Source organism: Fontibacter flavus, assembly GCF_042432905.1.
Classification (GTDB): Bacteria; Bacteroidota; Bacteroidia; order Cytophagales; family Cyclobacteriaceae; genus Fontibacter; species Fontibacter flavus.
The window spans coordinates 1-26,306 of sequence record NZ_JBHLWI010000013.1 but is presented as its reverse complement, the minus strand read 5'-3'; the positions used below and the strand labels follow the sequence as shown (position 1 = coordinate 26,306).

General features: G+C 39.1%; 23 protein-coding genes and 1 tRNA gene. 11 read left to right on the top strand and 13 right to left on the bottom strand.

Annotated features, from left to right (window positions below):
• The first annotated feature begins 35 nt into the window (after positions 1 to 35).
• The gene (locus ACFFIP_RS06190) at positions 36 to 1,085 is read left to right on the top strand and encodes a porin (protein ID WP_382386710.1); all 1,050 of its coding nucleotides are present in this window, start codon (positions 36 to 38) and stop codon (positions 1,083 to 1,085) included.
• Here ACFFIP_RS06190 and ACFFIP_RS06185 read toward each other — a convergent pair.
• Together ACFFIP_RS06185 and ACFFIP_RS06180 are read right to left on the bottom strand one after the other, a co-directional pair.
• Positions 1,057 to 1,542 (bottom strand): hypothetical protein, encoded by a 486-nt coding sequence (locus tag ACFFIP_RS06185; protein WP_382386709.1) that lies wholly within the window; start codon positions 1,540 to 1,542, stop codon positions 1,057 to 1,059. The genes ACFFIP_RS06190 and ACFFIP_RS06185 overlap by 29 nt on opposite strands.
• Positions 1,539 to 2,132 (bottom strand): acyl carrier protein phosphodiesterase, encoded by a 594-nt coding sequence (locus ACFFIP_RS06180; RefSeq protein WP_382386708.1) that lies wholly within the window; start codon positions 2,130 to 2,132, stop codon positions 1,539 to 1,541. Before ACFFIP_RS06180 ends, ACFFIP_RS06185 begins: the two co-directional genes overlap by 4 nt.
• A gap of 67 nt (positions 2,133 to 2,199) precedes the next feature.
• Here ACFFIP_RS06180 and ACFFIP_RS06175 point away from each other — a divergent pair, with 67 nt between their 5' ends.
• Positions 2,200 to 4,128: an AAA domain-containing protein gene (locus ACFFIP_RS06175; protein ID WP_382386707.1), complete on the top strand. Its 1,929-nt coding sequence runs from the start codon at positions 2,200 to 2,202 to the stop codon at positions 4,126 to 4,128.
• A 1-nt stretch (position 4,129) separates the two neighbouring features.
• Here ACFFIP_RS06175 and ACFFIP_RS06170 read toward each other — a convergent pair whose 3' ends face one another.
• Entirely contained in the window at positions 4,130 to 4,675 is a 546-nt protein-coding gene (locus ACFFIP_RS06170; RefSeq protein ID WP_382386706.1) for a DUF4924 family protein, read from the bottom strand.
• A 233-nt stretch (positions 4,676 to 4,908) separates the two neighbouring features.
• Between ACFFIP_RS06170 and lepA the strand changes: the two genes are divergently transcribed.
• The 5 genes from lepA (at position 4,909) to ACFFIP_RS06145 (ending at position 10,080) form a co-directional block, all read left to right on the top strand.
• Complete coding sequence (gene lepA / locus ACFFIP_RS06165; RefSeq protein WP_382386705.1) at positions 4,909 to 6,702, top strand: translation elongation factor 4; 1,794 nt, start codon at positions 4,909 to 4,911, stop codon at positions 6,700 to 6,702.
• A 186-nt stretch (positions 6,703 to 6,888) separates the two neighbouring features.
• Positions 6,889 to 7,773 (top strand): bifunctional 5,10-methylenetetrahydrofolate dehydrogenase/5,10-methenyltetrahydrofolate cyclohydrolase, encoded by an 885-nt coding sequence (locus ACFFIP_RS06160; RefSeq protein ID WP_382386704.1) that lies wholly within the window; start codon positions 6,889 to 6,891, stop codon positions 7,771 to 7,773.
• A gap of 72 nt (positions 7,774 to 7,845) precedes the next feature.
• Positions 7,846 to 7,928: transfer RNA gene (locus tag ACFFIP_RS06155), tRNA-Leu, on the top strand.
• A 225-nt stretch (positions 7,929 to 8,153) separates the two neighbouring features.
• Positions 8,154 to 9,500, top strand: coding sequence for a hypothetical protein (locus ACFFIP_RS06150; protein ID WP_382386703.1), 1,347 nt, complete (start codon positions 8,154 to 8,156; stop codon positions 9,498 to 9,500).
• Between the two features lie 40 nt (positions 9,501 to 9,540).
• Complete coding sequence (locus ACFFIP_RS06145) at positions 9,541 to 10,080, top strand: DsrE family protein (RefSeq protein ID WP_382386702.1); 540 nt, start codon at positions 9,541 to 9,543, stop codon at positions 10,078 to 10,080.
• On the opposite strand, the gene rnhB is transcribed toward ACFFIP_RS06145, so the two are convergent.
• The 4 genes from rnhB to ACFFIP_RS06125 form a co-directional block, all read right to left on the bottom strand.
• Positions 10,077 to 10,676, bottom strand: coding sequence for a ribonuclease HII (gene rnhB / locus ACFFIP_RS06140; RefSeq protein WP_382386701.1), 600 nt, complete (start codon positions 10,674 to 10,676; stop codon positions 10,077 to 10,079). The genes ACFFIP_RS06145 and rnhB overlap by 4 nt on opposite strands.
• On the bottom strand, positions 10,651 to 13,323 hold the full coding sequence (locus ACFFIP_RS06135) for an MGH1-like glycoside hydrolase domain-containing protein (RefSeq protein WP_382386700.1): 2,673 nt from the start codon (positions 13,321 to 13,323) through the stop codon (positions 10,651 to 10,653). The genes rnhB and ACFFIP_RS06135 overlap by 26 nt, the downstream gene beginning before the upstream one ends.
• Positions 13,324 to 13,668: 345 nt before the next feature.
• Complete coding sequence (locus ACFFIP_RS06130; protein WP_382386699.1) at positions 13,669 to 14,811, bottom strand: glycosyltransferase family protein; 1,143 nt, start codon at positions 14,809 to 14,811, stop codon at positions 13,669 to 13,671.
• A 2-nt stretch (positions 14,812 to 14,813) separates the two neighbouring features.
• Positions 14,814 to 15,665: a UDP-2,3-diacylglucosamine diphosphatase gene (locus ACFFIP_RS06125; RefSeq protein ID WP_382386698.1), complete on the bottom strand. Its 852-nt coding sequence runs from the start codon at positions 15,663 to 15,665 to the stop codon at positions 14,814 to 14,816.
• A 228-nt stretch (positions 15,666 to 15,893) separates the two neighbouring features.
• On the opposite strand from ACFFIP_RS06125, the gene ACFFIP_RS06120 reads away from it, so the two are divergent.
• Positions 15,894 to 16,355, top strand: coding sequence for a hypothetical protein (locus ACFFIP_RS06120; protein WP_382386697.1), 462 nt, complete (start codon positions 15,894 to 15,896; stop codon positions 16,353 to 16,355).
• Here the strand turns inward: ACFFIP_RS06120 and ACFFIP_RS06115 are convergent.
• Together ACFFIP_RS06115 and ACFFIP_RS06110 are read right to left on the bottom strand one after the other, a co-directional pair.
• A complete protein-coding gene (locus tag ACFFIP_RS06115; RefSeq protein ID WP_382386696.1) occupies positions 16,345 to 17,688 on the bottom strand; it encodes a sensor histidine kinase in 1,344 nt (447 codons plus the stop codon). The genes ACFFIP_RS06120 and ACFFIP_RS06115 overlap by 11 nt on opposite strands.
• The gene (locus ACFFIP_RS06110; RefSeq protein ID WP_382386695.1) at positions 17,678 to 19,060 is read right to left on the bottom strand and encodes a sigma-54-dependent transcriptional regulator; all 1,383 of its coding nucleotides are present in this window, start codon (positions 19,058 to 19,060) and stop codon (positions 17,678 to 17,680) included. The genes ACFFIP_RS06115 and ACFFIP_RS06110 overlap by 11 nt, the downstream gene beginning before the upstream one ends.
• A gap of 211 nt (positions 19,061 to 19,271) precedes the next feature.
• Between ACFFIP_RS06110 and ACFFIP_RS06105 the strand changes: the two genes are divergently transcribed.
• On the top strand, positions 19,272 to 19,700 hold the full coding sequence (locus ACFFIP_RS06105) for an FKBP-type peptidyl-prolyl cis-trans isomerase (RefSeq protein ID WP_382386694.1): 429 nt from the start codon (positions 19,272 to 19,274) through the stop codon (positions 19,698 to 19,700).
• A 66-nt stretch (positions 19,701 to 19,766) separates the two neighbouring features.
• Here the strand turns inward: ACFFIP_RS06105 and ACFFIP_RS06100 are convergent, their stop codons facing one another.
• The 4 genes from ACFFIP_RS06100 to rsfS all read right to left on the bottom strand — a co-directional run bounded on the left by ACFFIP_RS06100 (position 19,767) and on the right by rsfS (position 23,919).
• Positions 19,767 to 20,582, bottom strand: a complete 816-nt coding sequence (locus ACFFIP_RS06100) for a hypothetical protein (RefSeq protein ID WP_382386693.1) — start codon at positions 20,580 to 20,582, stop codon at positions 19,767 to 19,769.
• Positions 20,579 to 21,340 (bottom strand): UDP-2,3-diacylglucosamine diphosphatase, encoded by a 762-nt coding sequence (locus ACFFIP_RS06095; protein ID WP_382386692.1) that lies wholly within the window; start codon positions 21,338 to 21,340, stop codon positions 20,579 to 20,581. The genes ACFFIP_RS06100 and ACFFIP_RS06095 overlap by 4 nt, the downstream gene beginning before the upstream one ends.
• A gap of 101 nt (positions 21,341 to 21,441) precedes the next feature.
• On the bottom strand, positions 21,442 to 23,505 hold the full coding sequence (ftsH, locus tag ACFFIP_RS06090; protein ID WP_382386691.1) for an ATP-dependent zinc metalloprotease FtsH: 2,064 nt from the start codon (positions 23,503 to 23,505) through the stop codon (positions 21,442 to 21,444).
• A 63-nt stretch (positions 23,506 to 23,568) separates the two neighbouring features.
• Positions 23,569 to 23,919: a ribosome silencing factor gene (gene rsfS / locus ACFFIP_RS06085; protein WP_382386690.1), complete on the bottom strand. Its 351-nt coding sequence runs from the start codon at positions 23,917 to 23,919 to the stop codon at positions 23,569 to 23,571.
• A gap of 93 nt (positions 23,920 to 24,012) precedes the next feature.
• Here rsfS and ACFFIP_RS06080 point away from each other — a divergent pair, with 93 nt between their 5' ends.
• Complete coding sequence (locus ACFFIP_RS06080) at positions 24,013 to 24,768, top strand: biotin--[acetyl-CoA-carboxylase] ligase (protein ID WP_382386689.1); 756 nt, start codon at positions 24,013 to 24,015, stop codon at positions 24,766 to 24,768.
• Between the two features lie 79 nt (positions 24,769 to 24,847).
• Positions 24,848 to 26,167 (top strand): adenosylhomocysteinase, encoded by a 1,320-nt coding sequence (gene ahcY / locus ACFFIP_RS06075; RefSeq protein ID WP_382386688.1) that lies wholly within the window; start codon positions 24,848 to 24,850, stop codon positions 26,165 to 26,167.
• The last annotated feature ends 139 nt before the right edge of the window (positions 26,168 to 26,306 follow it).

The following is a 26,306-nucleotide window of genomic DNA, read 5'->3' as shown; positions in this document are numbered from 1 at the left end:
AATTTTTCGGGCTTTTTACGTTTATAATATCGCAAATGAAAAAGGCTTTTCTAACTCTGTTTTTCAGTATGGTGATTGGGGTGATTTTTTCCCAACAAAAAGAGATTGGCGATTTTACTTTTTCCGGGTATTTGGAAACCTATTATTCTTATGATTTTAACCGCCCGGATGATCATAATAGGCCATCTTTTTTATACAATTTTTCCAGACACAATGAATTTAGTTTTAATCTTGCATTGATAAAGGCAGCGTATTCTTCAGAGCATATCAGGGCCAATATGGCTTTAATGGGGGGTACCTATGCCCAATTCAATTTGGCTAATGAGCCTACATGGGCAAGATTGTTAAATGAAGCATCTGTTGGGGTAAGGCTCCATCCCAGACTTTGGCTGGATGTGGGCATCATGCCTTCACATATTGGTTTTGAAAGTTGGTATGGCATGGATGGCTGGCATTTGAGCAGAAGCTTGCTGGCTGATAATTCCCCCTACTTTTTTACAGGAGCAAGATTTACTTATGAACTTTCTGCCAAAATGGATCTGACTTTTTGGTTGACAAACGGCTGGCAAAATGTCCAAAGACAAGAAAGGAAGCAGGGGATAGGATTTGGGCTGGGCGTCAACTATAGTCCAATAGATGGTCTTAAGGTTAATTATTCTAATTATTTCGGTAATGAGGGGCCTGACCCTGTACGCTTATTCCGTTTTTTCAACAATTTCTACATTCAGTATGAACCTGGCAAATGGGGAGTGACGATTGGTGGGGATTATGGTATACAGGAGGCCTATTTTGGTAATCCCAATCAGTGGTATGGCATCACAGCCTCTTTGCGAAGAGCTTTAGGAGATAGATTTCATCTGGCAGGTAGATTGGAGCAATATTCTGATCCAAAGGGGATCATACTGGATGAGGGTTTGAAAATCTCAGGTTTATCTGCAAATGTCGATTATAAGATTCAGGAAAATGCCGTATTCCGATTGGAGGCCAGGCAGTTTTTCAGTCCTGAGGCAGTCTTTACCTTGCCCGGCGGCAGGTTTAGCAAAGGCAATACGGCTATTACCGGTTCTTTTGCTTTGCGCTTTTAGATTTTTTTACGGCATCAATCTTTTTGGAGGCTACTTTTTTATTAAGGTAGTTGACAAACTGATCGTAATTGTCATGTTCATGGTTGCTGATCGTGAAGGAATTTTTGTCATCAAATACGATGGTCAATTGTTTGAATTCCCTTTTATTGGAAATCATTTTTTCCTCCTCCCATACCAAAACCTGGGGTAGATTATAGTGCTTGGTCATTCCTTTTAAAGGTAATCTCGTAATGATCTGTTCTTTTCCGGCTGAAATAAATTTGTAGGCTGCCATCATTTTAACTAAAAGCAGAAGGGTAACCAAGGTGATGAGCGTGGCAGAAAGTAAATAAAACCACAGTCCAAAGGTGCGCTGCGTGGCAAAGTGGTTGAGTATGTAAATCAGTCCGGAAATTAGAACTACTAATACCAAACCCAAAGCAATGTAGGTTTTGGTTTTTGGTTTACACTGGATCATGTTGACTTTAATTCTTGTAGTTTACTTCTTGAATGGCTAACGAGGTCTTCAAAGAAATCACCAAAGTGCAACCTCAAGAATTCGTGATGTTCATCAAGAAAGATGTGTGCAGTGTCGAGGTTGGATTTAAACCTGGTTTTTTTTGCCATACCGGTCATTGCTCGGCGTATACCGTCCAGTTCTCCATAGCCACCTAACCAATTGTAATACCTCATATAGGCAAAGGTCGTCAGGAACTTTTGTGGGACGATATCCCTAAAGCTATCGATGGTTTCATAGACGTTTTGAACGTAATCCTCCAAAGGTTGGTGGTGGTAGTTTTTCCAATATTTTGCCAAAAAGTAATCGAAGTACATGTCCGTGATTACGGTGGAGTATCTTCCATATTCAGGCTTTAGGATTTCCTGGGCTTCTTTTACAACGGGATGGTTATCGGTAAATTTATCGATAGCCCAATGGAGTTTGATGCCGGAAACAATTTCTTTTTCGTAAGATTTTTCGATTGAACCCCTTACAAAGTCACCAATAAAATTACCGACCAGGATTTTGGGTTCTTCAAAGGATAAATATGCGTGTGCTAGATAATTCACAGGTTATCAAAAACAGTAATAGTTGGGTGAAGTTTAACTGTTAGATTTGCGTTAAATTTAATTAAAGATGCCAAATATACACGAAGAATTAAAGATTTCTTTAAAACTTTTGAAGCAGGAGTGGGATGAGGATTTGCAGCAGTTCAAAAAAAAATTTCTATATACCTCAATTTCAGATAAGAAAAATGAGGGGATCTGTTGGTATCCTGTTCAATTGAAAAAATCGCGCGTAGGGTATGGGGAAAGATGGATTGTGGATTTGGAAAGGTTTGACAGCAAGCAAAGTCATGTTTTCCAGTCAGGCAAATCAGTTTCAATTTTTTCAAATCAGGAAATGCACAGTTCTCCTGACTTGAGGATCAATGGGGTCATCAATCAGGTCAAAAAAGATATCATGACGGTAACCCTTCAAGTTGAAGAACTGCCGGAATGGCTTCATAAAGGAAAAATCGGGATAGATCTTTTATTTGATGAAGCAAGCTACAGAGAAATGGAGTCCGCTCTAAAATCTGTCATAAAGGCAGAAAAAGGGAGGTTGGCTGAATTGAAGGAGATTCTATTGGGAGATAAGTCAGCAGTTTTTGAAGAGGAAGAAGTCCTGATAGAAAATCAACTCAATACCAGTCAGCAGGAAGCATTGAAATTAGTTGCTAATGCACAGGATGTGGCCATTATCCATGGTCCTCCGGGAACAGGCAAGACCACGACGCTATTGGAGGCAATCCAACAGTCATTGCAGCAATACAAGCAGGTTTTGGTCTGTGCACCCAGCAATGCAGCTGTTGATTTATTAGTAGAGAAGTTATATGAAAATGGTGTCCATACGCTAAGAATAGGTCACCCTGCCAGGGTAGAAGATCACATATTGTCCCAGACATTGGATGCGAAAATTTCCCTTCATGATAGTTATAAGGATCTCAAAAAGCTTAAAAAAACTGCTGAAGAGTACCGTAAACTAGGACAAAAATACAAAAGGAATTTTGGCCATGAAGAGCGGATGCAAAGGCGTAGGTTGCTTGATGATGCTACGCGTTGCAAAGTGGAAGCAGAACATTTGGAAGAATACATCACTTATGATATTGTTCAACAGACCCAGGTGTTCGCCTGTACTCTGGTCGGTGCGGCAAATTCGGCAATGAAAGGAATGAAATTTCCTGTGGTATTTATAGATGAGGCAGCTCAGGGGCTTGAAGCGGCCACTTGGATTCCAATTCAAAAGGCTCAGAAAGTGGTAATGGCAGGGGACCATTGCCAGTTGCCGCCCACAATCAAGTCCTATGAAGCGGCGAAAGCTGGTTTGCGTGAAACGCTTTTTGAGAAAGTGATCAAGAGACAGGTGTACGCCTCTAAGATGTTGGATTTGCAATACAGGATGCCGGAACTGATCATGGGTTTTTCCAGTGAGTATTTTTATCATCATGGACTGAAAGCTGCAGAAAACACCAATTTTCATTACCTAAACCCCGAAGAACCTGTACTGGAATTTATTGATACTGCAGGGAGTGGATATGTTGAGCAAACAGAAGAAGAGTCCCTGAGTACTTTTAATCTGGAGGAAGCCCGGTTTGCTTTAAAATACCTGGAGTCATTGATCAAAAGGGTAGGGGTGGCAGTGATCAAAAACAGCCAATGGAACATTGGGTTGATTGCACCTTATAGAGCGCAGGTTCGTAGATTCAATGAACTCGTATTTGATAGCTATGAATTCCCTAATCTGCGTGCTTTTTCAGAATTATTGACCATTGATTCTATTGATGGATTTCAAGGTCAGGAAAGGGATATCATAGTAATCAGTTTGGTCAGGTCCAATACCCAAGGTGAAATCGGCTTTCTTTCTGATACTAGAAGGATGAATGTGGCCTTGACCAGGGCCAAAAGGAAGTTGATAGTAATTGGAGATAGTGCGACTTTAAGCGCTCACCCTTTTTACAATGCTTTCTTGGATTATGTAGAAGCTAATGGTTGCTACAAAAGCATATATGAGCTTCTAGAGTAGGTTAATTTCTTTGCAACTTTTCATTTTCTTTCTGAAAATAGACAAAATTGAGGTAGCTTAATACATTTCCAAAACTGTCTGTAGCATCTAATATTCCTGTAGGCACTTCCCTACCTCTCAGCTTGGCCAACAACAAACCATAAATGGCATTCAGACAGATCTGGATTTCATTTGAGGGAGCGTCTTTCCCAGCATCGATTACAAGTTGTAGAATATGAGGCTTGGCTTTTTGGTAATGTTCAAAATAGGATTTATCCGTTTTAAGCAATTCCCAATGGATTTTGGCCAACTCCGCTACGTATGCTTGGGTGCTGTCAAGCCTTCCTTTTTCTTCTTTTCCTTCTTTTTTGAGGGTATCAGCGATGTTTTGAAACCATTCTAATGTTTCTGTCTTTTCCTCTTCTGAAATGGGGTAATGGGAAATGACGTATTGATTGACTTCATCCAGGTTGAACTGAAAGGCCCTTAACAGGTCCTCCATTTGGTACATGTAGATGATGTATTCTCCAATATTTTGTTCCTTTTTCTTGTCTGCTATGGCTTTCATGTTGCATCATTTCTGGTGACAAAGAAAACAAGAAAGCCTCAAAAACAGTAAAAATACCAAGTAAGAATAAGCATTTTGTTCCCAATCCTGGTATAATGGGCCAAAACATTATGTTTCTACAAATCATTTAAAAGCCTAGGAAGAGTTTTTCGAAAAAACAAGCTCGAAAATTCAAGGGATACTTAAATGTAATATCAATAATACCCACAATTTTATCTATTTTTGCGGCCAGTATGAATATGCAAAGAATTAGAAATTTCTGTATCATCGCCCATATCGATCATGGGAAGAGTACATTGGCAGACCGCTTGCTGCAGTTTACCAATACGGTAAGCGATCGCGATATGCAGGACCAGTTGTTGGACAATATGGATTTGGAGCGTGAAAGAGGGATTACCATCAAATCCCACGCCATCCAGATGAAATATAATTACAAAGGTGAGGAATATATCCTCAATCTAATTGATACCCCGGGACACGTGGATTTTTCTTATGAGGTATCCCGTTCCATTGCAGCATGTGAAGGGGCATTGCTGATTGTAGATGCTTCTCAGGGAATCGAAGCCCAAACCATATCCAATTTGTATCTTGCGATAGGACATGATCTTGAAATCATTCCTGTTCTGAATAAAATTGACCTTCCAGGAGCTGATCCGGAGGTGGTAGCAGATGAGGTGATGGAATTGATAGGATGTGATAGAGAGGACATCGTCTTGGCTTCCGGAAAAGAAGGGATCGGTATCGAAGAAATCTTAAATGCAGTGGTTGAGAAAATCCCAGCTCCAAAAGGAGATCCTGAGGCACCACTGCAAGCGATGATTTTTGACTCTGTCTACAATCCATTCAGAGGAGTGGAGGTAATTTTCAGGGTTTTCAACGGAACCATCAATAAAGGAGACAAGATTAAGTTTGTCAATACAGGCAGGGAGTATGACGCAGATGAAATCGGTATTTTGGGCATCAACCAAATTCCTCAGCAGACACTTGCCGCCGGTAATGTAGGATACTTGATTTCAGGTATCAAAGTAGCCAAAGAAGTGAAAGTAGGGGATACCATTACCCATATCAAACGTCCATGTGATGTTGCCATCAAAGGTTTCGAAAATGTTAAACCTATGGTTTTTGCGGGTATTTATCCTGTAGATACCACGGAGTTTGAAGAGTTGAGGGCATCCATGGAGAAATTGCAGTTGAATGATGCGTCTTTGGTCTGGGAACCTGAAACGTCTGCTGCGCTTGGTTTTGGATTCCGTTGCGGTTTCTTGGGTATGCTCCATATGGAGATCATTCAGGAGAGATTGGAACGTGAGTTTGATATGACAGTGATCACCACTGTGCCTTCTGTACAGTTCAGGGCTCTGATGACCAATGATGAGATCAAATTGATCAATGCGCCATCTGATATGCCGGATCCAACCAGATTCAAACATATAGAAGAACCATTTGTAAAAGCGACGATCATCACTGCTGCAGAATATGTAGGGCCAGTGATACAGCTTTGTATGGAAAAAAGGGGGCAGATCAAAAACCAAGTTTACCTAACTTCTGATAGAGTTGAGCTTTCTTTTGACATGCCGTTGGCAGAGATTGTGTTTGACTTTTTTGATAAGTTGAAGACCATTTCTAGAGGATATGCTTCTTTGGATTATGAATTGATCGGTTTCAAGCAGTCTCATATGGTGAGACTGGATGTGATGTTGAACGGGGAAGTAGTGGATGCACTTTCTGCCATTGTGCATAGGGACAAAGCTTATGAATGGGGCAAGAGATTGTGCGAGAAGCTGAAAGAACTTGTGCCTAGGCAGATGTTTGAAATAGCCATACAGGCAGCAATCGGCACCAAAATTATCGCTAGAGAGACTGTAAAGGCTATGCGTAAAAACGTGTTGGCTAAGTGTTATGGTGGTGATATTTCCCGTAAACGCAAATTACTTGAAAAACAGAAGAAGGGTAAGAAGCGAATGAGACAAGTAGGAAATGTCGAAGTGCCCCAGGAGGCATTTATGGCGGTATTGAAGTTAGATTAAGAAGAGATGCGAGAATCTAGAGTATAGACATTAGACTCAAGACAAAAGACGCAAGACTAGGGACTTGAAAACTATAATTTCGGGAAGTTATAAGAAAGTTTTATAATCTAATAGCCTTTAAAAAATTAACATTTAACAGTTAACCAATCACCAATTAACCAATATCCTAATAACGATACTCCAATCATGTCAACACTCATAGACGGAAAAAAGACCTCGGATCAAATCAAGTCAGAAATAGCTGCAAGGGTAGCGGAAATTAAAACTGAAGGTGGTAAAATCCCTCATTTGGCTGCTGTTTTGGTAGGAAATGACGGAGCAAGTCAAACCTATGTAGGTGCAAAGGTGAAAGCCTGTCAGCTGGTAGGCTTTGAGTCCACCTTGGTGAGATTGGAGGAGAATGTTTCTGAAGAGGAGTTGTTGAAAGTAGTGGAAGACATTAATCAGAACACTGCCATTGATGGATTGATCGTGCAATTGCCATTACCCAAACATATTTCTGTTGAAAAAGTAACGAACAAGATTAAGCCTGAAAAGGATGTGGATGGCTTTACACCAGCTAATGTTGGCCGTATGACCTTAGGTTGGCCGGCTTATGTGGCAGCTACTCCATATGGTATTGTTGAATTGTTGAAACGGTACAAAATTGAAACTTCAGGTAAGCATTGTGTGGTCATAGGCAGGAGTCATATTGTAGGTTCACCGATGAGTATCTTGATGGCCAGGAACGACTATCCTGGTAACTGTACAGTTACTTTAACACATAGCAGGACCAAAAACCTACAGGAAATCACCAAGACTGCAGATATTTTGATAGTGGCCATTGGCAAACCTGAATTTGTTACTGCAGACATGGTTAAAGAAGATGCTGTGGTAATAGATGTGGGAATCCATAGAATAGATGACTCGACTAAGAAGTCTGGTTTTAGATTAATTGGAGATGTGAAATTTGATGAAGTGGCTGCAAAAGCCTCTGCAATCACTCCTGTTCCTGGTGGTGTTGGTCCAATGACTATTGCTTCATTGCTTTATAACACCTTGCTTGCAGCAGAAAGAAAAGTGTTCCAATAAAAATTTATACGAAAGTTGAAGTTTTGACTTGCAACGAACAGCAAAGCTTTCTACTTTTGCAGACCTTTAACCGCGCACGTGGTGAAACTGGTAGACACGCCATCTTGAGGGGGTGGTGCCTTACGGGTGTGGAAGTTCGAATCTTCTCGTGCGCACAAAGCTCCGGAATTTCCGGGGCTTTTTTTTTCTCTGTTGTCAATTTATTAACAAAATCATTTTCAGAGCGTATTTTATAATATGATTAAGTCCCATTTTCTGAAGGGTTTAATCGTTTGATATATGGATTTCCTGTATTTGTATGTTTTTTGGCCTTTTTGTTTTATACTAACATTTGATCAGGTCGTAGGCATGCAGCTTTCCAAATCAGTTGTTATTATACCATGAAAATAAAATTACTATTGCTTATTTTCTATTGTTTTTTTGCCTCATTGGATCAGCTTTTGGCACAATTGACCTTGTGGGAAAGAGAAATGGGTATTACTGAATATGGCATCCTCACAACAGAGGAACGGGTCTTGGTTTATAAAATCAATAGAAAGGCAGGTACAGTTGAGTTTTATGTTCAAGATGAAAATCTGCAGACTATAGCTTTTAAGGAAGAAAAACTATCTCCAAATGTGCATAACGTCACGTATGAAGCAGATGACCGGTATGCATACATAATGATTTCTTGGGGGATAGAAACAGGGTATGAAAAGCTGTTATTAAAGATTGATTTCAATACAGGAGGCATTTCCAGTTATCCTATTAGTTCCAATATGGTTTTCCCTTTGGCTATAAGGCCAATAGAAGACGGTATTGTCATGATGGGCTCTATTAAGGAGGGGGACTTTTTAGAGATTTTCAATTATCAGAACAATACCCTGCATTCGATTACCGATTTTTTTGATAAAGACACTAGAATATGGGATATGCAGGTGTTGAATAATCAATTGGATGTACTTGTATACAGTTCTGGTAAAAGCCGTTTTCAACAATTGCAGATTCTATCCTACGACAAAGATGCTAACAGGACATTGCGTCTTCCTGTAAAACTACCGGCTGATAAAAAAAAGTATATTAGAAAAGCTCAGCTTTTGTATGGCCCCTATGAAGAGTATAAAATTGTCGGAACATATAGCTTCAAACCAGGAGAGTGGTTTTCAGGTTATTTTCAAATAGAAATAAATGAATTTTTGGACCAGAATTTTTCTGCCTATGCTTTCAAGGATTTTGATGGCTTCTATGATTATAAAAAAAATAGAAAAGTAATTGGGGGAAAAAATTTTAATAGAGAGATGCGTTTAATTGAGGCCACCACTGATGGCAAGTATATCACCTTGGCATCTCAACCAATTAAAACTAACAGAAAATTTGTTCATTTTTTAAGCATTGATGCAGAAGGTAAGAAAGTTTTCGATAAATCAATCAAGTTGTTTTACAATCAAACCATCTATAGTGGCTCCTATCAAATGGCTAATCAAGAGGCAAAAGTGTTTTTTCTATTTAGAGGGAATGACAACAAGCGTAATCTCCCCGGCGAAAAAGTATTCCTCATAGAAAACGGTAAGTTGTCATCCATCAATCAGGTTCAAAACATGGTAAGCAAAAATTCTAAAATTCATCAGCTTGCTGACCCCAAATATCAACATTGGTATGATAATAAGTTTTTAATTTTTGGGGTAGTTCCACCCCAAATTATGGGAGGGGAAGAGCCATATTTCGTCATTCAAAAAATTGAGGTTTGATTGTATAACGATTTTACCTACTTTTTGAAAAAATCCCAGCATGAAAAATTTATTTGTCTCTTTGGTTTTAGCCATTGGTTTTCTTCAAGTAGGATTCAGTCAGCAAGTTGGTTTAGATCCAATTGTAACTGGATATGGTAAAGTATTTGAAATTCCTGAAGCAACAGAAAGACCTGATCCCAATGGGGAATTTAAGATTATCATTGATTTGGTTTCAGGAGCAGAAGATCCAAAACAAATAAACAGGATGGTAGACAATATAGCCCGAATGCTCAATTTACACGGAGTAGGAGGGGTGTCTGTAGATAATTTACATGTCAAAGTAGCCGTACATGGTGGGGCTGTTTTCAGTATCTTAAATGATGCATTTTATGAAAAATTATATGGCGTAAAAAATCCAAACCTACCTGTATACGAGGCCTTGAAATCCGCAGGGGTCGAATTTTATGTGTGCGGACAATCCCTTATTGCAAGGGATATGAAAACCACAGATGTTTGGGAAGGGGCGGAGATTGCACTTTCTATGCTGACTGTGCTTACCAAATATGTGCCTCAGGGCTATATGCTGATGCGGTTTTAAATATCCAGCTTCATTTGCTCTGGAAGATGCCTAAATGATTTTCTATGAATAGGTGTCAATCCCAGTTTGATGATGCCTTCTCTGTGTGCTCTGGTTGGGTATCCCGCATTTTTCTCCCATCCATATCCAGGGTACTTAGCAGCCATATCTTCCATCAAATCATCCCGATAAACTTTCGCCAGAATAGATGCTGCAGCAATGCTGGCAAATTTACTGTCTCCTTTTACAATGCAGGAAAATGGAATGTCTAAGTGTGATTTGAATCGGTTACCATCTATCAGTAAATGCTCTGGTTTTTCTTTTAATCCTTCAATCGCCCGGCTCATGGCAAGAAATGAAGCGTTAAGTATATTGATGCTATCAATTTCTTCTACACTTGCCTCAGCGATGGACCATGCAAGTGCAGAAGTTTTTATCTCTTGGATGAGGTTGTTCCTGTTGGATTTGCTTAGCTTTTTAGAATCATTGATAAACTCATTGGCATAGTCAGGAGGAAGAATGACCGCAGCTGCTACTACCGGTCCGCAAAGGCAGCCCCTTCCCACTTCATCACAACCAGCTTCTATCCTGTTAGATTCTAAATATGGCCTCAGCATTGTCCTGATTTTTAATGTTGTTCTTTGAATATTTATGGATCATTTCCGCCACTAATCCTGTCCAGCCTGTTTGGTGTGAGGCGCCAAGTCCGGAGCCGTTATCCCCATGAAAATATTCATAAAAGAGCAGATAATCCTTGAAATGAGGATCTTCCTGCATTTTCTTGTTATTGCCAAACACTGGTCGTCTGCCATTTTCATCCTTTTTGAAGATCTTGATGCATCTATGGGATAATTCGCGGGCGATCAGGTCCATGGTAAGGTAATTTCCGGATCCAGTTGGATATTCGATAGAGAATTCTCCACCGTAGTAATAATCAAATTTATGAAGTGATTCTATGATCAAGTGATTGATTGGAAACCAAATAGGTCCTCTCCAGTTGGAATTACCCCCAAACATCAAAGAGTCCGATTCACCGGGGGTATATTTCACAGTATAAGTGTCCCCATTGATTTTGAGGCTGTATGGTTTCTTTTCATGGTCTTTGGAAAGTGACCTGATTCCATATTCACTGAGGAATTCCTTTGGGTCCAATAATTTGTGAAGAATACTTTTCATCCTATGTCCCCTCAATAAGGAGAAAAGTCTCCTGCTTTCATGGCCCGGTTGAATCCAACTGGAAACCTGTGACGCAAGTTTAGGCTTTTCTTTCAGGAAGAATTCCTGTCTTTTTTTGAATTCAGGTAAGCTGTCAAACATGTCCAATCTGATTGATTCTACTGCGAATAGTGGAATGATACCCACAATTGACTTTACCTTCATGACCTTTGGTTCTTTGCCTGGCAGGTGGAATACGTCGAAGAAAAAGTTTTCTTCATCATTCCAAAGACTGATGCTTTCACCTGAAATATTATTCATGGCTCCAGCGATATAAAGGAAATGTTCCAGAAATTTACCTGCAGTAAATTGATAAGATTTGTTGAATTCACATAGGTCAAGTGAAATTCTCAACATATTCAATGAAAACATCGCCATCCATGAAGTAGCATCAGCCTGTTCAAGTTTGCCACTATAATGATGGGCATGGCTACGGTCTATCACAGAAATATTGTCAAGTCCCAAGAATCCCCCTTCGAAAATGTTTTTGCCATCACTGTCTTTCTGATTGACCCACCAAGTGAAATTGATCATCAGTTTGTGGAAACACCTTTCGAGGAACTCCTGATCCCCTTTTCCACCATTCATTTTCTTATCAATCTGATAGACTCTTTGTACAGCATAAGCATGCACAGGAGGATTGACATCACTGAAATTCCATTCATAAGCCGGTATTTGTCCGTTTGGATGCATATACCAGTCATTGAGGAGTAGGATTAGCTGTGATTTGGCAAAATCAGGGTCAATTCTAGCAATAGGAATGCAGTGGAAAGCAAGATCCCAGGCCGCATACCAGGGGTATTCCCATTTGTCGGGCATAGAAATGATATCATAATTGTGAAGGTGTCGCCAATTATGGTTTCTTCCTTTTTTCCTTTCCTTTGGAGGAGAGTACCTTCCTGGGTCTCCTTCCAGCCATCTTTCAACATTGTAGTAATAAAACTGCTTACTCCACATCATTCCGGCGAAAGCCTGTCTTTGGATGTTTTTTAAATCATCTTCTACAATTCTAGATTGTATATCAGCGTAGAATTCATCTGCATCTCTTTTTCTTTCATTGATGATAGCTTCACAATCGGTAATTGCTTCATCAGCATCTTGATGCATCATCCGGAATTTTACTTCCCTGGACTCTCCTGCCGGAATAATCAACTTGTAAATAGCAGCGGCTTTTGTCCCGTAATTATCAGCATTGATATGGGTGGAATCACCATTGACTACGTAGTCATTGATAGCGTCTTTTACATATTTTCTTTCGTTCGGGATATGGTATAATTTTTCCCGGTTGGTTTCATTGTTGCAGAATTTCAGATCCGGTTCTCCCTGAAAGGAGAAAAAATAATTACCGCTTTTAGGGCTGAAGGCCTTGATTTTATTTGTGCCTTCCTTTGAAAGTTTGGGCATAAAAGGTTCATGCCCTGTAAACCATATTTTTCTGAACCAGATGGTAGGGATTACCCAAATCTCTGCGTCCTCCTCACCCCTATTATGTATAGTGGCTTTGCCTATGATGTCCTCAAAATCATTTTTGGCATATTCGATAAAGATGTCAAAATAGGCATCATTATCAAAAATTCCCGTATCTAATATTTCGTATTCCGGATCGTTTTTTGTCCTTTTCCGGTTTTCTTCCAATAAGTCTTTGTAAGGGAATTCCTGCTGAGGATACTTATATAGCATCTTCATATAACTGTGCGTAGGTGTGGAATCCAAGTAATAATACAGCTCTTTTACATCTTCTCCATGATTCCCCTGCGGCCCAGTCAATCCAAAAAATCTTTCTTTGAGCATAGGATCTTTTCCATTCCAAAATGCCCAAGCAATACAAAGCTTTTGCTTGTAATCTGAAATACCTCCGATTCCTTCTTCTCCCCATCGATAGGCTTTGCTTTTGGCTTCATCATGGGTGACATTATCCCAAGCAGCTCCATGAGGGCTATAGTCCTCCCGCACAGTGCCCCATTGCCTTTCCGTCAAGTAAGGTCCCCACTTTTTCCAATGCTTCTTCCACTCCCTGTCTTCCTGAAGCCTTTGTTTCTCTATATTCATGAATCTTTCATTCAAATAAGCAGCCTTGAATTTACTATTTTTTGAACAAGTCAGACATTTCTTTTTCTATTAGCTTGGAAAAAAAGTGAAAAAGATAATATACGAGTAGATGAGAATTTTCAAATCTGATTAACCAAGTACATTATTCTAAGAAATGCCTGAATGAATTTCAACTGTCAATCAAACCTTCAAAAAGCGGTATAAGTTTAAAAAAATGATCTTATATGTACACTTTTTCTCCATCAAAAACATGGTTTGATTTAAGATGCCAATGTCTGAACGATTTTGGTATGAATTTTCTAAAAGTGAGGCAGCAACAAGCTATGTTGATCTGTGTAAAAAATATTAGGAATTGGGAACAGAAGAGGTGATAGTTTGCTCCCTGTATGCTGAATTAAATCTTGTCCCGTAACTTTGCTCAATTTGTCTTTGGAAGATGAAGGGAAAACTGTCTATCCAGTTTTTTGCCTGATCAGTCCCAAAGTTTCTTGTTTCTAATATCTTGTCGAAGTACTTAAAGTCGAAGTGTGTATGCTGCACTCCAGCTCCTGAAATTTCTGCATCTAAAGCATTGCATAGCTGTTCATATTGACCTTGAACGGGAACAAACATGACAGGCTTACCTAAATACATGGCCTCGCAAATTGACTCAAATCCTGCTGTGCTGACCAGACCTTTGCATGTTGCCATTTTCTCTAAAAACAACCTGTCATCAACCTGATGAAAAGTAAGATTGTCCAAAGCTTTGAACTCTTTTCCAGCTTCTTTTTTGTCCCAAAAAGCTTCGATTTTGATTTCAGGATTTCTTTGTGCAAAATTCATCACTTCTTCACTGTAGCCGTGGTTGACCATGTAAGTCAGGTAGAAATCCCCATCTTGTGTTGCCAGGTTTTTCAGATCTTCCCTCAATAGAGGGGGTAAGACAACAATTTTCTTTTTTTGCTCATCTTCCAATGGCCTAAATGAAAGGGCTAGCTTTTTATCAGCGCCGAGTGCTGTGACCTGTGTATTGAGATTAAACAGGTATTTTTGAATCCGAAAACCTTTGGCAAAAACAAATGAACGGTGTTCAGAAAGATATTGATGTCCAATTACCCAGAATTGGCCTTTTGGACGGTATAAAAAATTGTAAAGCCCTCCTAAAATATCATAAAAATTCAAAATAATGTCAGGTTCATGTTCTGTGACCAAAGCATGGATTTTTTCCATGCTTGAAATGAAATCCTTTGTTTTTACCAGATTGTTTGTAATGGTTTTACCGATTTTGATACCCTTTTGTTTCTTATCGGTAATGAAATTCGGACTTTCAAATTGGTGTAAGGGTACTGTAAATGCATTTTTGACAAAATCAGGAATAGATCTTCTTTTGCTTGTGCCAATGCACACCGCACTTAATTGATGGCCCATCTTATCCAATAATTGTGCAAGTGCAATAGCTTGGGTCATATGACCTCTTCCTTCACCCTGAATGATAAACAAAAACCTCATGCTCAGAATCTAAAATTCCCAAGATTGAAATTTTCTGGAAGTTTGTCGAAAGCTACAGTTTTGAGATCTAATTGGGGACCAATTTCCCTGAGTTTCTCATCAGATTTCTTGGAGAAGTCCATTTCATTATAGTAAATCAGCTGCCAATTACCATCATGATCTTCGGCCAAAGCACTCATGGTTTCGACCCAATCCCCTGAATTGAGGTAGGTTATACCTTCTATTTTTCTGTTTTCTGCTTTGTGGATATGGCCACAGATGATACCATCACAGCCTTTTACTTTGGCTACTTTGGCCAGTTCGGACTCATACTCATCTATGTAAGATACCGCTGACTTCACTTTGCCTTTCACATATTGGGAAAGCGAGAAGTAGGGGAGACCTTTTCTTCTTCTGTGATGGTTGACCTGTCTGTTCAGCCAAAGTAAGAAAGTATATCCTATATCCCCTAAATAGGCTATCCACCTGAAATTACTCGTAATACTGTCGAAAATGTCTCCATGCGTGATGAAGAATTTTTTCCCATTGCTTTCGTAAACCATATCTTTTTGAATAGATAGGTTACCGATCTGAAGAGGAAGAATCTGGTCCAAAAAATCATCATGGTTTCCTCTTAAATAGAATACTCTTGTATTTTCCTGTTCTATCATTTTGAGGACTCGGTTAAAAAATCTGGTGTGCTTTCTTTTCCAAGTTCCGGATTTTCGGAGTTGCCAACCATCGATGATATCCCCATTAAGGATTAGATTTTCACATGAGTGTTGCTTGAGAAATCTTGCAACTTCTTTGGCTTTTGACCCTTTGGTGCCCAAATGCACATCTGAGATGACGATTGTTTTGAAAGTTGTATTCAAAGTCTATCAGTTTTGCATGCAAGTTATAGTACAGCTATAAACTGATGATGAACAGCGTGTTATTCAATTAATAAGTATTTGAATAAAATCAGCATTAATATGAAGCCGAGGTTAATGTAATGTTAAAACAGTTTTTTGACCGCTCATACAAACAGACCCAATTGGTTTTTGAAAAATTATTAGTAATTTAAAATGCATTTTGGCTTTACAATTCATGAAATTTACCCAATGAAAAATAAACTCATACTTTTAGTGGTTTTGGCCATTTTCTCAAATTCCTGTAATCAGGATGACAAAAATCCAGATTTCAATATTTTAGGATATTGGAATCTCAAGGAAATAAGGCCCTCTTGGACAATACCGGGATTTGATGGGACACAATTTGTTCATGAGGAAAAATATATTTTTAATACAGATAACAGTTTTATTAAAATTTCCAATCAATCCAAAGAAGGAAGGACATTGGATGTTCCCAATCAGGCCTTGGGGACCTATACCATAAAACCAATTGAGCATAATGGAGAGGGTTTGATTTTTGAACTGGTCCTTAAATTTGACACCAATGAAACTATGGCAGCTAATTGCGGTGAAGGTCCTATTGAGAATTTATATGTCAATAAAGATTTTCAATTGCTCAACGCTTCTGCGACAGCTTGTGATGGTCCTCTGTTCCTATATGCTAAGCGTTAAAGATTAATTTGAAGACTGTACCTTCACCTAAGGTGGAACTAACCTGAATATTTCCTTTGTGTCTTCTCATAATTTGTTTGGAAAGGCTTAGACCTATGCCTGAACCTTTTTTCTTGGTCGTAAAGAAAGGAATGAATATTTTGGAAAGAGCCTCCTCTTCAATCCCTTTGCCTGTATCTGCAACTTCAATGATGATTTTACCGGATTCATCAATAAAAGCATCAATAGTCAGAAGCTTGGTGGAAGTTTCCTCCATAGCTTGGATGGCATTATGGATAAGATTGATCATTACCTGTTCGATGAGGTTCCTGTCGCCAAATAAAATCAGATCTTCAGGTTTGACAGTACATTTGGTATGTATCTGATTGGTTTCAAATTGTCGCGTCATCAGGGTTTCCAGTTGCATGAATAGTTCTTTGATCCTGATCGCGGTAAATTTGGGATTGGGAATATGTGCAAGACTTCTGAAATCACTTACGAAATTGATCAGTCCTTCACTTCTTTTTTCAATGGTGCTGATAGCCATGAGATAATCTTCGAGATCATGAGCAGCTACTGGATTGTCTGTATCCATTTTTGATTCGATGTCAGTTTTTACGGTAGCAGCTAATGAAGAGATAGGAGCGATGCTGTTCATGATTTCATGGGTCAACACCCTGACCAGGTTCTGCCAAGCTTCCATCTCTTTTTCTTCAAGCTCACTTTGGATATTTTGCAAGGAAACAAGCTTAAATTTTGTGTCCCTCAATATCAGCTCAATCACATAAACAGAAAGTTGCATGATGCCGTCCGGATGGGCGATTTTGATCAGCTCGCTACCACCTGTTCTCAGGTGGTGAATGGCATGATGCAATTCCTTGTTGATATTTTCGATTTCTGAAATATTGATCAGATGCTGAATGTTCAGCATTCTTTTAGCAGCAGTGTTAACAATCTGTACCTTACCTACCTCATCATAGGTGATCAGTCCAATGCTTAGATGCTGGAAAACTGATCTGAAATACTGATAATTCGCCTCTTTTTCTGCTTGGTCTTCTTGTAGTTTTGCCAAAATGGCATTGAATTCAATATGAAGATCATCTGTTTCAGTACCGTCAAATTTTACGGGATAGACATTGGTATAATTATCCTGCTTGATATTGTCCAAAAACTGCCGCACTTTTTTAAAGGAGCTTTCGGCATATCCGATCAGAAAAATAATCTGGGCCAAGACCAAAATGATGAACAGAGAAATCGCAAAGACTCCTGCACCATTCAAGATGAAATAGGATAAAACGAAAATTGAAACGGCCAAAAGGAATATTCTTCCAAGCAGGCCAACCTTATAATCCATACTTTTCTAATCTTCTGTACAAAGAAGCCCTGGTCAAACCAAGTTCTTTAGCTGCTTTGGAAATATTTCCTCCATTCTTATCTATTACCCGTTGAATGGTGGTTTTTTCCACCTCATCCAGGTTAAAAGTTGCCGGAGTGGCAATTTTCTCATTCATGGGTTTGGCAGAAAGGAAAAAGAAATCTCTGCTGTCCAGTTCGTTACCGTCAGCCATGATAATGGCACGCTCTATGGCATGCTGCAGTTCACGAATGTTGCCCGGCCAATTGTACCTTTGAAGCAATTGCATAGCGGAAGGCGTGAACCCATGAAATGTCTTTCTGTATTTTTGGGCATAGATTTTCAGAAAATGTTCTGCCAAAAGAGGGATATCATCTTGTCTTTCTCTGAGAGGAGGAAGGAAAATTTCCACTGTATTGATCCTATAAAGCAAATCTTGTCTGAAAGTATTGTCCATGACCATATCATGGACATGCATATTGGTTGCGCAGATTAAGCGTATATCTACAGGTATGGCTTTGTTGGTGCCAATTCTTGTGACTTCTCTTTTTTGTAGTACTGTCAATAATTTGGATTGCAGAGGCATGCTTAAATTCCCGATTTCATCGAGGAAAAGAGTGCCTTTATCAGCGATTTCAAATCTACCTGCTCTGTCTTCTTTCGCATCGGTAAAAGCTCCTCTTTTATGCCCAAATAATTCACTCTCAAAAAGTGTCTCGGTAATCGCGCCCATATCGACTCCTACAAAAATCTCATCTTTCCTGTGCGATCGGTCATGTATAGCTCTGGCAATGAGTTCCTTGCCCGTACCGTTTTCACCTAAGATCAGGATATTGGCATCTGTTTGCGCGACTTTGTCAATGATCGAAAATATATTTTTCATAGAAGCACTGCTGCCTATGATATCTGTATAAGGCTTTTTAGCATCCGTTTGAAGCTGTTTTTGCTTTTTGGAAAGCTTGTCTACTTCATCGTAACTTTCTTTTAGACGACTAGCAGAAGTAAGCGTGGCCAATAATTTTTCATTTTGCCATGGCTTCAGGATAAAGTCTGTTGCCCCTTCTTTCAATGCTTGAACAGCCATTTCCACATCTCCGAATGCGGTAATTAAAATGACCACAGCTTTTGGATCGATTTCTTTAATCTGTTTTAACCAATGGAACCCCTCTTTGCCGGAAGTGGTGTCTTCTGTAAAGTTCATGTCCAGTAGAATGACATCATAGCTGTTGTTGTTTACCAAAAAAGGGATCCTTCTTGGGTCTTTTTCTATCGTTACTTCCTTTGCATATTTTTTCAACAGCATTTTTGCAGCAAACAATAAATCTTCATTATCGTCTATGATGAGTATCTTTCCTAATTGTTGGTTTTCCATGATCATTCCATTTTTGAAAGTATATGACAAAATGATGCCATTTCCTCAAAGTAGCCTTTAAGGCCTATTTCCACTCAATATAAGGAAAAATATGTTCAAAAACGTACGATTTTATCTCAAAAATGAACAGTGTCCGTGTCGAAAACGGACATACTTTTATAGGGGGAATAAAAGTGTTAACTTTGTGACTTTAACAAAATAAACATACAATATGTCAGTAGCAAGTAAAGGAAATTCAGTGAAAGTTCATTACACCGGTAGACTTGAGGATGGAACTGTATTTGATAGCTCGGCTAACAGAGAACCTCTTCAATTCACACTTGGTGATGGCAATATGATCAAAGGTTTTGACGCAGCTGTTCACGGCATGGCCATTGGTGAAGAGAAAAGTGTCACTATTCCAAGCGCAGAAGCTTATGGTGAGAAAAGAGAAGATATGATGTTGGATATTCCAATTGATCAAGTCCCTCCTCATATCAAGCCTGAGATTGGAATGGAGTTGTCATTGCAAAATCAAGCAGGACAGCCAGTTCCAGTAAAAGTAACGCATGTAGATGCAGAGAAAATCGTTTTGGATGCAAATCACCCATTGGCTGGACAAGATTTGATTTTTGATATCACGCTAGTAGAAATTGCTTAATTAAGTCACAATTTATAACCTGAGGACCCGATCTCATGAATGTGTGATCGGGTCTGTTTTTTTAAGTTAAAACTGATTTGATCTCCTGAAAATCCAAACCTGATTCTCATTGTAAAGGAAAATATTTTCCTGATTGATCATCACCGCTTTTGGATTGATTTCCTCTGGAAGCAAATACTTGTTTAGTTTTCCAGATTTGAAATCCAAGACAGCTATTTTTCCATCATCAAGAAAAAGGATGTTTTCTTTCCAAAAAGATAGTTTTTGAGGGTAAACAATATCAATTTTTCTTATGAGATTTCCCTGATTGTCCAAAATATATACCCCTTCACTCTCAATATTTAAAAAAACCAAGTTTTGATATTCCCGGATATCAATTACCTCTAACGAAGACCTGTCTAGAATCAAGTTTAGCGGCTGATGCTGAAGGATCCTGTTTCTTCGGTAATCAAACTGTTTGAGAGAGAGATCAGCTTCGTCAAAAATCCACATGATATTATTATTGCCCAAAGTGGCAACTTTAGCAAGGTTGATTAAATCCGTTGGGATTCTGTTTTCTGATACTGGATTGACAAACCTGTCCAATATTCTGTATTCCTGAAGATCTGTTGAAAATGTAAAAATATTAACTGTCCAAGAAGCTTCAAGTTGCGTCAGTGCTGCCTGGCGCTGGGGAGAAAAATTATTAACCTGATTACCATTTTTATTGTATTGATAGAGGTTGCCTTCAAGATCAGAGATGAATAGAAAGCCCTGATTGTCCAAAGATAGTAATCCAAGTCTGGGAAATTCAATGACTGTCTCCAGGTTCCATACGATTTCCTGACCCATTGCCTTGAAAAAAGAAAAAAGGAAAAGGAAGACAAACATTGATTTTTTCATGGTTCCAAGGTTTTGATTTCGAATGTATTCCCGTCAAATACACCATAAGTATATTGATTGACCCATTCCCCAAGATTGAAATACCTTGCAGTATGCCCTACTGGCAAATCAAGTGGCAAATGTCTATGGCCAAATATGTAATAATCGAAATGTCTGTTTTTTTCCACTTGCTTACAATAGGCCCAAAGCCATTCATCATCTCCTTTGAATTCATTTTCATTCTTTTGAAGATTGGTGATACGGCTGTTTTTGGACCATTTATGGGCAAGTCGTACTCCTAAATCAGGGTGAAGCCATTTGAAAAGCCATTGACAGAATGGATTGGTAAAAATCTTCTTTAAGAATTTGTAATGCTCATCTCCAGGTCCAAGTCCGTCACCATGTCCTACCAGGAATTTTTTATTGGCAATCACCACTTCAATAGGATGGTGAAATACAGGGATGCCCAATTCTTGGGTAAAGTAATCATTCATCCACAGGTCATGGTTGCCGGTAAAAAAGAAAATGGGAATGCCCTTCTCACGCAGGTCTGCGATTTTACCCAAAAAGCGTATAAAGCCTTTTGGGACAACTTTTTCATATTCAAACCAAAAATCAAAAATATCACCTACCAGAAAGATCGCCTCAGCTTCATTTTCTATTTCATTAAGCCATCTGATGATTTTTTTTTCTCTTTGCTTACTGCTTTGGTCATCAGGTGCGCCCAAGTGGAAATCTGATGCAAAAAAAACTTTCTTTTCTCTAAGTGTAATATTCATGGAGTACAAGTAAATCTTTCAAAGATAATCAATCCATATCAAATGCATAAAAAAAGCCTCCCAGACAGGGGAGGCTTTTACAACTTATGGTTAGGGATGATTTATCCCTTATTTTCTTCAACTTGAGTTTCTTCTTCAGAAGGATTTTCCACAGCTTTCGCTTCTGCTTCTTTCTTTTTCTTGGCCTCGGATACTGCCAATTCTTTTTCATCCACTTTTCTGGTGAAAGCTTCATAGGTAGTTTCCTTGGCAAATGGTCTTTTTCCAATTAACCTTTCAAGATCTGTTTGGAAAAGGATTTCTTTTTCAAGCAATTCTTTGGCTAAGGTTTCGAGTTCACCTCTCTTGGTTTGAAGCAAATCTTTTGTTCTTTGATATGCCTCGCTGATCAGTTTTCTGACCTCTTCATCAATGGTTTCTGCCGTAGTTTCAGAATAAGGTTTGGTCATTTTGTATTCACTTCCTTTACTGTCATAGAAGGATACATTACCAATCTTATCATTCATGCCGTATACAGAAACCATGGAATAGGCCACTTTGGTCACTCTTTCCAGGTCGCTCAATGCACCGGTTGATATTTTTCCAAAGACAATTTCTTCTGCAGCTCTTCCACCTAAGGTCATACACATCTCATCAATGAGCTGTTCAGTCTGATAGAGGAACTGTTCTTTTGGAAGATATTGGGCATATCCCAATGCGGCTACACCTCTAGGTACAATACTTACTTTCACCAATGGGTCAGCATGTTCCAAGAACCAGCCAGCCACTGCATGTCCAGCTTCATGGTAGGCTACAATCTGTTTTTCCTCAGGAGAAATAATTTTATTTTTCTTCTCCAAGCCACCTATGACCCTGTCTACAGCGTCTTGGAAATCCTGCATATCTACAGCGGTTTTATTTCTTCTTGCAGCAATCAAAGCTGCTTCATTACATACGTTTGCGATTTCAGCACCCGCGAAACCTGGTGTTTGGGCCGCTAATTTTTTAGCATCAACATCATTACTGATTTTGATGGGTTGAAGGTGCACTTTGAAGATTGCTTCTCTTCCCACAATGTCCGGCTTGTCAATACTGATCTGCCTGTCGAAACGTCCCGGTCTTAATAGTGCGGAGTCCAATACATCAGGTCTGTTGGTTGCTGCCAGAACAATAACTCCTGAATCTGTACCGAAACCATCCATTTCCACCAATAGGGAGTTAAGTGTGTTCTCTCTTTCATCGTTAGATCCTGGCATTTGGCCTTTACCTCTGGATCTACCAATGGCATCAATTTCGTCAATGAAAATGATACAAGGCGCTTTTTCTTTTGCTTGTTTGAAGAGGTCGCGTACCCTTGCCGCACCTACACCGACAAACATTTCTACGAAATCTGAACCGGATAAGGTAAAGAATGGAACACCAGCTTCGCCTGCCACTGCTTTAGCCAATAAGGTTTTACCTGTACCTGGAGGGCCAACTAGAAGAGCTCCTTTTGGGATTTTACCACCAAGCTTGGTAAATTTTCCTGGGTTTTTCAGGAATTCAACAATTTCCTGAATTTCTTCCTTGGCCTCATCCAAACCTGCTACATTATCAAAAGTGATTTTGACTTTGTTTTCTGCATCAAACAGCTGTGCCCTTGATTTTCCGACATTGAAAATCTGGCCCCCTGGACCACTAGGTCCTGCCATTCTTCTCATCATAATCCAGAAGAATAAGAACAAGAGGATCAGAAAACCGAAACTTGAGAACCAATTGGTCCAAGATTCCTGAGTTTTTGCAGTATATCCAATCCTATCCCTGTCAGGTTTGGCATTTTCAAGTTTTTGGAAATCCTCTATAAACTTGTCTACAGAAGCAATCTTTACCTGATAGTGGGGACCACTTGGAGTAAAGAAAGGACTGTTTGCCTCCAATTCATCTTTGTATTTAGAATTTTCGAGAGATTCGGGTTTTAAGCTAACCTCAACGAGATTTTGATTATAAACCACCACTACCTTAGCCACATCATTGGCCAAGTACATGTCCTCAAATTTCTTTAAAGTGATGTCGATTACTGTATTGCGCTGGTTGAACCAGGTAATACCCACCAAAACGATCACTGCCGTTAAAATCAACCAAAGTTGAAAATTAGGTTTTTGAGGCGTCTTGGGGATGAATTTTTTATTTTTGTTATTTTCGCTCATTCCTATTTCTATATATCATAAACTCACATGTAAAACGATTTTTGATCCTGAAAGTTCAAAGTTTCAAGATTGGATTCGGGTAATTTTGGCATCTCCCCAGAGCTCTTCTAAACCATAAAAGGTTCTTCTGTCCTTAAGGAAGATATGGGCAACGACATCTACATAGTCCATGAGAATCCATTGGTTGTTGTTTTTTCCTTCACTCCTATAAGGCCGGCCTTGGTTGGCTTTGATCACTTCCTCCTCCACAGATTCAGAAATTGCCTCTAATTGGGTGTCTGAATTACCAGAACAGATGACGAAAAAATCCGTAAATGCATTTTTTACACCCCTTAAATCCATCAAAATTATATCGGAAGCCTTTTTTTCTTCCATTCCTTTGATAATTACTTTACTCAGCTCTTCTGCTGTCATATTATAATGTACTAATTTTACTTCCTCTATATTGATTAAAGACAATTCAGATTTTAAATATCTTTATTGCCTTACAAATTAACTAGTAAAAGAATGTATAAAATCCTTGCCAATACGGTTTTTCTTGGAAAAGATATTCATTTCCTGACAGAGTGTCACTCTACCAATGATCTGGCACTAGGAAAGATCAGAACCAAAGAAGTGGCGGAGGGCAGTATTATCTTAACAGAATCGCAAACCAAAGGTAGAGGACAAAGGGGGAATCGATGGTGGACAGAGCCAGGTAAAAATCTGACTTTTTCCTTAGTTTTACAGCCGTATTTTTTAAATGCTACCGAGCAGTTTGACCTAAATATTGTTGTTTCACTAGCTGTAAAAGAAATTTTGGATGAATATGTTCCCGGTATTGTCATTAAATGGCCCAATGATATTTTACATATTGAGAAAGGAAAACTTGGAGGGATTTTGATTGAAAACATCATCAACCATCAGGGAATTGAATTCTCGGTAGTGGGCATTGGATTAAACATCAATCAGGAAATCAAAGAATTGCCATTTGCAACATCACTTTCTTCCCTTACAGGAAGCCAAATGGATAAATGGGAAATTTTTAAATTATTGATTGCCCGAATTGAAAAATATTATGTCTCACTAAAGAAGGGGGATAGAAAAAGGCTTAGGGAATCCTATCTGTCCAATTTATATAGGTACGGGGAATGGGCCAGGTATGATGATGGAGAGGTTTTTGATGGAAAAATAGAAGGTATTAGCCCTGAAGGTAAATTAATTCTGGAAAAAAGAGATGGATCACTTAACCTTTATGGGTTCAAGGAGGTTAAATACTTGTGAGTTCCGAATTTTATTTTGTAAGCAAAAGCGCTAAATTTGTACTTCTATTTTGAAAATCAATTCATTAATTAAATAACTTATGTCTGAAATTAAATCTGACAAATTCATCAAATATAAGGTGAAAGATATTTCCCTGGCTGAGTGGGGAAGAAAAGAAATTACGTTGGCTGAAGCTGAAATGCCAGGTTTGATGGCTTTGAGGGAAGAATATGGTCCGTCACAGCCTTTGAAAGGTGCCAGAATTGCAGGATGTCTGCACATGACTATACAAACAGCTGTTTTGATAGAAACATTAGTGGCTTTAGGTGCTGAAGTGACCTGGTCTTCTTGTAATATTTTCTCTACTCAGGATCATGCAGCAGCAGCTATTGCAGCAGCAGGTATTTCAGTATATGCCTGGAAGGGAATGACAGCAGAAGAATTTGACTGGTGCATTGAGCAGACGCTTTTCTTTGGAGAAGAAAAAGAGCCTTTGAATATGATTCTTGATGACGGAGGTGATCTTACCAATATGGTTTTGGATAATTATCCAGAATTGATTGCTGGTATCAAAGGACTTTCTGAAGAAACTACCACAGGTGTGCACAGGCTTTATGAAAGAATGAAAAACGGTACTTTGCCGATGCCAGCGATCAATGTGAATGATTCAGTTACCAAATCTAAATTTGATAACAAATACGGCTGTAAAGAATCTCTAGTGGATGCTATCCGAAGAGCTACTGATGTCATGATGGCAGGAAAAGTGGCAGTGGTAGCAGGTTATGGTGATGTGGGCAAGGGGTCTGCCGCATCTCTAAGAGGAGCTGGTGCCAGGGTGATTGTCACCGAAATCGATCCAATCTGTGCACTTCAGGCCGCTATGGATGGTTTTGCAGTCAAAAAAATGGTAGATGCCGTAAAAGAAGCCGATATCGTAGTCACTGCTACCGGAAATAAAGATATCATTACCGAAGAGCATTTCAGGGCAATGAAGGACAAAGCGATTGTCTGCAATATCGGTCACTTTGATAACGAGATTGATATGGCATGGTTAAATAAGAGTTATGGTCATACAAAGGATGTGATCAAACCTCAGGTTGACCTGTATACCATTGAAGACAAGCAGATCATTGTATTGGCGGAGGGTAGATTGGTGAATTTGGGTTGTGCTACTGGTCATCCATCTTTCGTGATGTCCAATTCCTTCACAAACCAAACTTTGGCACAGTTGGAGCTTTGGACTAATACAAGCCAATATGAGCCTGGTGTTTATGTATTGCCTAAACACTTGGATGAAAAAGTGGCTGCTTTGCATTTGGCTAAATTGGGAGTTGAATTAGATACTTTGACTTCTGATCAAGCCCAATACATTGGCGTGACAGTGGAAGGTCCATTTAAGCCTGAGTATTACAGATACTAAGATTTAATAATTGAAAAAAAAGGGGCTGTCCGAAAAGGGCAGCCTTTTTTATGCTGCAATTTTTTGATTTTGAAAATCTAAAGTCATGATTGGGGATTTTTGATTAGATTTTTTCCTTGACACGTATAATACTGGTCGA

Bases quoted from the DNA above. Each gene is read 5' to 3' on its own strand.
- ACFFIP_RS06080 (WP_382386689.1), top strand. From the start codon at position 24,013: ATGTATAAAATCCTTGCCAATACGGTTTTTCTTGGAAAAGATATTCAT.
- lepA (WP_382386705.1), top strand. From the start codon at position 4,909: ATGAATATGCAAAGAATTAGAAATTTCTGTATCATCGCCCATATCGAT.
- ftsH (WP_382386691.1), bottom strand. From the start codon at position 23,505: ATGAGCGAAAATAACAAAAATAAAAAATTCATCCCCAAGACGCCTCAA.
- ACFFIP_RS06170 (WP_382386706.1), bottom strand. From the start codon at position 4,675: ATGAAAGCCATAGCAGACAAGAAAAAGGAACAAAATATTGGAGAATAC.
- ACFFIP_RS06120 (WP_382386697.1), top strand. From the start codon at position 15,894: ATGAAAAATAAACTCATACTTTTAGTGGTTTTGGCCATTTTCTCAAAT.
- ACFFIP_RS06150 (WP_382386703.1), top strand. From the start codon at position 8,154: ATGAAAATAAAATTACTATTGCTTATTTTCTATTGTTTTTTTGCCTCA.
- ACFFIP_RS06175 (WP_382386707.1), top strand. From the start codon at position 2,200: ATGCCAAATATACACGAAGAATTAAAGATTTCTTTAAAACTTTTGAAG.
- ACFFIP_RS06105 (WP_382386694.1), top strand. From the start codon at position 19,272: ATGTCAGTAGCAAGTAAAGGAAATTCAGTGAAAGTTCATTACACCGGT.
- ACFFIP_RS06190 (WP_382386710.1), top strand. From the start codon at position 36: ATGAAAAAGGCTTTTCTAACTCTGTTTTTCAGTATGGTGATTGGGGTG.
- ACFFIP_RS06135 (WP_382386700.1), bottom strand. From the start codon at position 13,323: ATGAATATAGAGAAACAAAGGCTTCAGGAAGACAGGGAGTGGAAGAAG.
- ACFFIP_RS06185 (WP_382386709.1), bottom strand. From the start codon at position 1,542: ATGATCCAGTGTAAACCAAAAACCAAAACCTACATTGCTTTGGGTTTG.
- ACFFIP_RS06095 (WP_382386692.1), bottom strand. From the start codon at position 21,340: ATGAATATTACACTTAGAGAAAAGAAAGTTTTTTTTGCATCAGATTTC.
- ACFFIP_RS06115 (WP_382386696.1), bottom strand. From the start codon at position 17,688: ATGGATTATAAGGTTGGCCTGCTTGGAAGAATATTCCTTTTGGCCGTT.
- rnhB (WP_382386701.1), bottom strand. From the start codon at position 10,676: ATGCTGAGGCCATATTTAGAATCTAACAGGATAGAAGCTGGTTGTGAT.
- ACFFIP_RS06145 (WP_382386702.1), top strand. From the start codon at position 9,541: ATGAAAAATTTATTTGTCTCTTTGGTTTTAGCCATTGGTTTTCTTCAA.
- ACFFIP_RS06130 (WP_382386699.1), bottom strand. From the start codon at position 14,811: ATGAGGTTTTTGTTTATCATTCAGGGTGAAGGAAGAGGTCATATGACC.
- rsfS (WP_382386690.1), bottom strand. From the start codon at position 23,919: ATGACAGCAGAAGAGCTGAGTAAAGTAATTATCAAAGGAATGGAAGAA.
- ACFFIP_RS06160 (WP_382386704.1), top strand. From the start codon at position 6,889: ATGTCAACACTCATAGACGGAAAAAAGACCTCGGATCAAATCAAGTCA.
- ahcY (WP_382386688.1), top strand. From the start codon at position 24,848: ATGTCTGAAATTAAATCTGACAAATTCATCAAATATAAGGTGAAAGAT.
- ACFFIP_RS06110 (WP_382386695.1), bottom strand. From the start codon at position 19,060: ATGGAAAACCAACAATTAGGAAAGATACTCATCATAGACGATAATGAA.
- ACFFIP_RS06100 (WP_382386693.1), bottom strand. From the start codon at position 20,582: ATGAAAAAATCAATGTTTGTCTTCCTTTTCCTTTTTTCTTTTTTCAAG.